Here is a 7,638-nt window from a genome sequence, read left to right on the forward strand (position 1 = left end):
GATTTCCTAAAAAATCTAGTACAGTGAAGATCAGAACTGTAGTTATTACGATCCTTGCGATCATATTGATAGACCAGGCCCTGAAGTTCTGGGTGAAGACCAGCATGACTTACGGTTGGAACGGACAGATCTATTTACTCGGCGATTGGTTCCGCCTCTTCTTTATCGAAAATGAAGGCATGGCATGGGGATGGAAATTCGGTGGTGAGTTCGGAAAGATTGCCCTCACACTCTTCAGGCTGGTGGCTGTGATCTTCGGTGTATTTTATATCAGGAATATCGTGCGCAGGAAATACCATCGTGGTTTCATCATCTGTGTGGCCATGATCTTTGCCGGGGCGCTTGGTAACCTTATCGATTCCATGTTCTACGGGTTGATCTTCTCTGCCAGTGCGGACGGCCTGCCTAACGCAGTGCTCTTCCCTCCCGGTGGCGGTTACGCAAGTTTCCTGCATGGTAAAGTGGTTGACATGCTTTATGTTCCCATTATCGAAAATAAAACGATGCCCAGCTGGGTGCCTTTCTGGGGCGGCGATACCTTCACATTCTTTTCACCCATCTTCAATATTGCGGACGCTTCCATTTCAGTAGGAGTGATTGTGATACTGTTGTTCCAACGCAGGTTCTTCAAAAAGAGCCCTGAGAGTGAACAATCCAGCCTGCTGGATCCGGTGAAACCAAACGATACCGTTCAGATCTCTTAATAAGTTTCAACTTCAGATATTAAAAAAGGGTAGCCGTTGCCGGTTACCCTTTTCCCTTTTTTGATATTGTAAAACTTAACTGCGATTGTATTAACGATCAATGCACTGAATTTGTTTTAATAACCTGCCTGGTAATTATTCTTTCTCCGATCTGTATGCGCAATGCGTACACGCCGCTGCTCAGGTTAGACAGGTTGGGTATAGTGACCTCATTCAGTCCGTTGGTAATGTTCATGGCCTGCTGTTTCACGGTGCGGCCATAAAGATCGATCAGCTGGATATTGGCCCTGTCTTTTTCCGGGCTCACCAGGTCAAAACTGATCTGGCTGGTGAAAGGATTCACCAGGTTGCGGATGGAAAATTCCAGTTTACTGCTGAGCAGGATGATCTTACTGTATTTCTTTTGTTCCCCCTCTACGATCTTAATCCGGTAATAAGTTGGTGCCGTGATGGATTTGGGATCAGTATAATTATAGGCATAACCGGCATTGGGCGCCTGACCATGTACCGTGGCGATCTTCGAGAAATTAATACCGTCACTGCTCCGCTCTATCTCATATTGAGTCTGAGGCGTTTCATTTTCAGTTACCCATTTCAGGTATCCATATCCGTTACTGAGGCTTCCGGTGAAGCTGATCAGTTTGGTGGGGAGGATCACACAGTGCAATACATCCACATCGATGGTGGTGGAGTTCAGGAAGGAACATTCCGGAGCACCGAGGTTGCCTGGCGTGGACGCCACGCGGATGCGGTACCTGTGACCATCTGCTCCCAGGCCACCCACGAATGTTGGATACAATGCTTCATATTCATACTGGCCATTGCCATTGTCTACAGCAGTGCTGCTGCCGCTAACGCCGGTATAGGTCCAGGTGAGACCGCCATCTGTACTGCGTTCCCACATCCACTCAGTGTAGTTATCGAAGAATGATCTTACCTGGCAGGAAATGCGAACGTTATCACCAGCACAAACCGGAGTGACCGGTGAAGGCAGCATGGTGAGGTTAGGGTTACAGGTTACGAGTGCGATATCATCGATAGCCCAGTCGTTCCCCCCGCCACCTGATGCATTGTTGCGGATGGAGATGGTGATATTTTCCTGGGTAGGGCCTGTTTTGAACATGAATCCTTTTTTTACCCAGCCTACTGTGTCCACCATACCTGAGGAATACCTGTCGAGGTCATCGATGGCAAAAGTGAGATTCGGTAATACGCCCGGATTCCAGGTTTGGGTACCGGTTGAGTCGATACCACAGTTGGTACAAACATTCCTTACCCATAAGGAGAATTCATAAGAGGTATTCGGACAAAGCCCCTCTATATATTGCCGGTAGGCTTCACCTGTTGCGTAATCAGCATTCACTACCAGCATATAACCACCGGTTGCACCGGCAGCCGTAGGATCGTTACCGGCGGGCGTTGTACTGCCTGTATGGTCTCCGATGATATCCCAGTGACCACCGAACATGCGGTTGGCGCAGGCATTTTGATTAGGCAGGTTCACTGATCCGCAATTCGGCTTTTTAAGTGCATTCCTGAAAATGCTTTGCCGGGGGCTGAGATTGTTTACAATGGTATAGTAACCGTCATTGGTTTCCGTGGAAGGTGTGAGTGGTCTCCTGATATATCCCGGAACGGGGAGATCGGTTCCGAGTACGCCTCTGTTCTGCGTGTTGCCATCACCGAAAGTACCACCAAACTCTGCCGCGAAATTGCTGCCCACGGCATCGGCACAGATGGGTACGTTGCGTGAAACCATGATCCGGTATCTCTGTGCATTCACTACCGAATCCTGGAAACCGGTGGATGAACTATTGGCCCTTTTATAACGGATCTGACCGGCGCCCAGCGTGATGGTACTTCCCACCGCACCGGTAACCTTTACCCTGAATGCTGTGGTAACCAGTGTGCCGCCCGCTACCAGTGGACGATGCGTGCCCGGCCGTACAGTGCCACCACCCGCAGCTGCATTGGTAGTTGTATTGGTGACATTGGACGGGCTCGTTCCGATATTGATACGGATATTATATTCATTCGCCGCCGGGTTGGCTTTGTAAGTAGCCGGGTCATCACTGGCCGTTTGCGTGAATGATTTCACGATAAGCCCCTCATTGGTGATGAGGTATATGTTAGGACCTACAAATTCTGTATTGGTGGGGATATTGTCCAGGTACCGGACAAAATATACATAGCCTCCATTGAAACCGCCTGGAAAATACACGCAGGTTCTTATCTCCAGCGTGTCGCCGGGCTCAACAGTTCCACCTGCGTTTTTCTTCGACAGGTTGACGTAGCTATTTCCGAATTTCACCTGTGCGTTGACGTTAGAAACGTCAAAGATGACGCAGGCGAATAGGATAAGGGTTAAAAGGAGTTGTTGCTTTTTCATCGGTTTGGAATCTGGGGTAAAATGATGCGCAATTCAATACCAGTCTGCACTTGCCACTGTAAACATATAAAAAAGCGAGGGTTGTAACAATCGTAGTTTTACCAGTGTTTTACCGTTGATCTACTATTGCATGATTGTCCCGGATTTGTATTTTGGACCTGCATATCAAATCCACCCTATGAAAACGGCTACTCTCGCAGGCTGCCTTATCATATTAATATTTCCACTGATTGGTTTAGCTCAGGGTGAACCCTTTGCCATGACCGTTCTGAATCAGAAACCAACGCAGCCCTCAGACCGCTACCGTCTGATGCATCCCTTCGATATTACTTATGGCCAGGATAATTTCCTGTATATCACTGAAAAGGTCGGAAGGGTTTGTCGGGTTGATACAGGCACCGGTATCCGGACCATCATCCTCGATATCAGGCATAAGGTTTACCTGGGCATCAACCGGAACGGCCCAGGCGGTACAGCCACCGGTATTTCGCAGAACGGCATGCTGGGAATGGCCCTGCATCCCGGGTTCTATACAGTCCCCGGTAAGGATTCCATTTATGTTGCCTACTGTTACAATAATCAGTACCTGCGCATCTCCCGCTTCTTTTACAACAGGGCTACCAATACCTGTACTGATGAATTGCCGCTGCTAGAAGGCATACCTTCCAGCCCCGACCATACTTCCGGAAGGATGATCATCGGTGCAGACGAAAAGATCTATTACACTTGCGGCGATCTCGGTTACAACCAGTTCAATAATAAATGCCGGGAGATCCTTTCTCAGCACCTCCCTTCCGCCAGTGATATCAACAACGGGATCTATACACGCTACTCCGGAAAAATATTACGCATCAATCCCGATGGTCAAATTCCTGCCGACAACCCGTTATGGAACGGTGTTCGCAGTCATATCTTTTCTATCGGGCACCGCAATCCGCAGGGGCTTGTATGGGAGAAGGAACCCAGCAATGGATCTCCGCTGCCGACACTTACACCTGGCGGCAGGCTCTACAGTTCCGAGCATGGCCCCAATTCCGATGATGAGGTAAATGTGATCGAAAGCGGTAAGAATTATGGATGGCCTTATATTGCCGGGGATACCGATAATGTGAACTACCGCTACAACCGCTGGTTTGAAGCAACCGACTGCAATAGTATCGGCTTTCAGGAAAATCCTAATTATACACCACCCGGTGCCTCCTATACCCTGGAGAAAGATGCACCCGCTTCCATAAAAAATAATTTCCGGAAACCACTCAAATCCGTGTACACCAGTTGCGGATCACAAAGTGTTACTACCTGTGACCTGGTCAACGGGGGGTGGCTGAAATTCCCAACCATTGCGCCAAGCAGTATCGAGTTCTATGAACTCAATATCGGTAAAGGCATCCCCGGTTGGTATCCTTCCCTCTTAGTGCCAACACTGCGCAGGGGAACCGTATACCGGTTCAAGCTGGATCCAACGGGCACCACCATTGTGAGTGATTCCATTCCCTATTTCGGATCGGCTAACCGGTACCGTGATATTGCTATGAGCCCTGATGGAAAGATCTATATCATTACCGACAGTACTGGTTCCACTTCAGGGCCCAGTGCGCAGAATCCTACTACGCTTACACATCGCGGAGCAATCCTGGTGTACCGGTATACCGGATCTGTGCTGGCATTGCCTGATCCTGAAAATCCTGCATCGCCTGGTACGCAGGTGGTACAGATCTCGGTGTATCCGAATCCTGCTACGGCACAGATCAATATCAGGCTGGGTAAGATCAGGCATCAGCCTGTGACGTACAGGTTGTATGATATAGCGGGACGAGTAGTAATGTCAGGCGTGGCTTCAAAAACGCTGCATAGTTTGTCTGTGGCGGATTTGAGACGTGGGATGTATGTGCTGACGTTGCATGATGGCAATGGAACGGAGTTGAAGAAAGAAAAAATAATACTTCAATAGTTTGTTGCTCTTGGCCGGTCTTATAAATGCAAGCGGGGCCGACTAAAAGGGATATCGCCATTACTCGGAGAGCAGTCGCTCGCCGGAGGCGGGCAAACAGAAGTCACTGGCGGGGACGCGAGCGACTGGGCACAGCGAAAATAAATGGGACTGACCTTTTGGTCAGCCCCATCCTTGTATACTACAATTGATTAAGCATTCTTACGTGGCGTTGTATTTTACAGCCGGAATTGCGTACCACTTTTGGGAAAAGTTGCAGGAGGGATAGCACTTTATCACAGCTTTCCTACCATGTTGGCAGGAATAACCCACTGATCAAATTCCTCAGGAGTTACATAGCCCAGGCGTACTGCTTCTTCTTTTAAAGTAGTGCCATTCTTATGAGCTGTCTGTGCAATCTCTGCTGCTTTGTAGTAACCGATCTTGGTATTGAGCGCAGTCACCAGCATCAGGGAGTTATCAACGTGCTTTTTGATATTGGCTTCGATGGGTTCGATGCCGGCAGCACATTTATCATTGAAGCTTACACAGCCTTCGCCGATGAGGCGTGCACTGTGCAGGAAATTGTAGATCATTACGGGCTTGAACACGTTCAGTTCAAAATGGCCGGTTGCACCACCGATATTGATGGTCACGTCGTTGCCGAGTACCTGTGCAGCGATCATGGTGAGCGCCTCACACTGAGTGGGGTTCACTTTGCCGGGCATGATGGAAGAACCGGGCTCGTTGTCGGGAATGAAGAGTTCGCCGATGCCAGCGCGGGGACCGGAGCTGAGCATGCGGATATCGTTCGCGATCTTCATAAGGCTCACAGCAACAGTTTTAAGAGCGCCGTGAGATTCAACGATAGCGTCGTGAGCAGCGAGTGCTTCAAATTTATTGCGGGCAGTTACAAAAGGAAGGCCGGTCAGTTGGGCGATATGCTTTGCAACAGTTTCAGAATAGTGAGGAGGTGTATTGATACCGGTACCCACTGCAGTGCCTCCGAGGGCGAGCTCGCTGAGGTGAGCCAGTGTATTCTTGATGGCGCGGATGCCGTGATCCAGCTGGGCTACATAGCCGCTGAACTCCTGTCCAACTGTGAGGGGAGTGGCGTCCATGAAATGCGTACGGCCGATCTTCACCACATTCATGTATTTGGCGCTCTTTTCAGCGAGCGTGTCGCGGAGTTTCTCGATACCGGGGATGGTAACTTCCAGCAGCATTTTGTAGGCAGCAATGTGCATCGCTGTTGGGAACGTATCGTTGGATGATTGCGATTTGTTCACGTCATCGTTGGGAGCAAGGAATTTTTCTTTATCGGTGAGTTTGCCGCCTTTGATCACGTGACCACGGTAGGCAACCACTTCGTTCACATTCATATTGGACTGTGTACCTGAACCGGTCTGCCAGACTACCAGGGGGAATGCATCATCCAGTTTGCCTTCCAGGATCTCATCACAAACCTGACCGATCAGGTCGGATTTTTCCTTTGGGAGAACGCCTGCTTCGAAGTTGGTGATGGCAGCTGCTTTCTTCAGGTATGCGAAAGCCCGGATGATCTCTTTCGGCATCCTGTTGATATCCTGTGCAATTTTGAAGTTGTCGATACTGCGTTGGGTCTGGGCGCCAAAGTAAGCATCTACAGGCACTTTCACTTCGCCCATGGTATCTTTTTCAATCCGGTATTCCATATGCTAAAAATTTGGCAGCAAAGGTAGGGAAATACGCGGCTGAACACAGCTATTTCATGGGATTCTAATGAATGATCAGTTCGCTTTTCAGTACTATGTTCTCGTAGGGTGGCAAACCCTGACGGGCACGGGGATCGAGGAGCTTGAAAAGCAGTTCTGTGGCCCTGGCGCCCTGCTCGTAGGGGAACTGTTCCACGGAGGCAACGGGTGGAAAATCCAGGTAATGCATGAAGGGGATATTGGCGTAACTCACAAAGCTGATGTCTTTATTGATCACCAGTTTGCGCTGGCGGGCGTGATGGATCACATCCAGCGCCACATAATCATTGAAGATAATAATGGCGGTGGGGCGCTTTTTGAGGGCCAGGAGCCTGTCGAGCGCGCCGGCATTGCCTTCGGGCGAGAGATCGGTGCTCACAAAGAGGGCATCGTCCGGCTTTATGGAATTTTTAGCTAATGCATCATAATAGCCGTTGAGACGCTCGTTGCGGATATTGAGGGTGGGAGGTCCCTGAATGTACCCGATACGCTTATGGCCTTTCTTTACGAGGAAGTTCACTGCTTCCACTGAGCTATGATAGAGGTTACAGCTGACGGAATGTACATCGGGCACATCCGGCACCCGGTCAAAGAATACAACCGGGATATCATAATTTTTAAGTTGTTCAAAGTGATCGATATGTGTGGTGTTCTTGGAAATGGAGGCCAGGATACCATCTACACGGTGCTTCTTCATCGATTCTACAATATTCTTTTCGCGCTCCAGGTCATCATGACTCTGGCTGGTCAGTACAATATAATTATTGTCAAGTGCAGTTTTTTCGATACCATTGATAGCGGAGGAAAAGAATTCTTCCTTCAGGTTAGGTAAAATAACACCAATTGTGAAGGTTTTGCGTTGTTTAAAGAATATTGCCGTTT

5 protein-coding genes are annotated in these 7,638 nt (G+C 49.1%); 2 read left to right on the top strand and 3 right to left on the bottom strand.

Annotated elements, in window-relative coordinates; translation table 11 throughout:
* Window positions 1-23 precede the first annotated feature (23 nt).
* Window positions 24-704 carry a lipoprotein signal peptidase gene (locus ACTHMC_RS20180; RefSeq protein WP_440415849.1) on the top strand — a complete coding sequence of 227 codons (681 nt, stop codon included), beginning with the start codon at window positions 24-26 and terminating at the stop codon, window positions 702-704.
* A 97-nt stretch (window positions 705-801) separates the two neighbouring features.
* Here ACTHMC_RS20180 and ACTHMC_RS20185 read toward each other — a convergent pair whose 3' ends face one another.
* Window positions 802-3,093, bottom strand: coding sequence for a T9SS type A sorting domain-containing protein (locus ACTHMC_RS20185; RefSeq protein ID WP_440415851.1), 2,292 nt, complete (start codon window positions 3,091-3,093; stop codon window positions 802-804).
* Window positions 3,094-3,352: 259 nt separating this feature from the next.
* Here ACTHMC_RS20185 and ACTHMC_RS20190 point away from each other — a divergent pair, with 259 nt between their 5' ends.
* Window positions 3,353-5,044 (top strand): PQQ-dependent sugar dehydrogenase, encoded by a 1,692-nt coding sequence (locus tag ACTHMC_RS20190; protein ID WP_440415853.1) that lies wholly within the window; start codon window positions 3,353-3,355, stop codon window positions 5,042-5,044.
* A gap of 275 nt (window positions 5,045-5,319) precedes the next feature.
* On the opposite strand, the gene fumC is transcribed toward ACTHMC_RS20190, so the two are convergent.
* Complete coding sequence (gene fumC, locus ACTHMC_RS20195) at window positions 5,320-6,717, bottom strand: class II fumarate hydratase (protein WP_440415854.1); 1,398 nt, start codon at window positions 6,715-6,717, stop codon at window positions 5,320-5,322.
* Window positions 6,718-6,781: 64 nt separating this feature from the next.
* Window positions 6,782-7,638, bottom strand: an 857-nt coding sequence (locus ACTHMC_RS20200; protein ID WP_440415856.1) for a substrate-binding domain-containing protein, incomplete at its 5' end; no start/stop codon positions are given.

Source organism: Pseudobacter sp., from assembly GCF_051955275.1.
Taxonomy (GTDB): Bacteria; Bacteroidota; Bacteroidia; order Chitinophagales; family Chitinophagaceae; genus Pseudobacter.

Excerpts from the sequence above, each read along its gene's own strand:
- ACTHMC_RS20190 (WP_440415853.1), top strand. The coding sequence starts at position 3,353 with ATGACCGTTCTGAATCAGAAACCAACGCAGCCCTCAGACCGCTACCGT.
- ACTHMC_RS20185 (WP_440415851.1), bottom strand. The coding sequence starts at position 3,093 with ATGAAAAAGCAACAACTCCTTTTAACCCTTATCCTATTCGCCTGCGTC.
- fumC (WP_440415854.1), bottom strand. The coding sequence starts at position 6,717 with ATGGAATACCGGATTGAAAAAGATACCATGGGCGAAGTGAAAGTGCCT.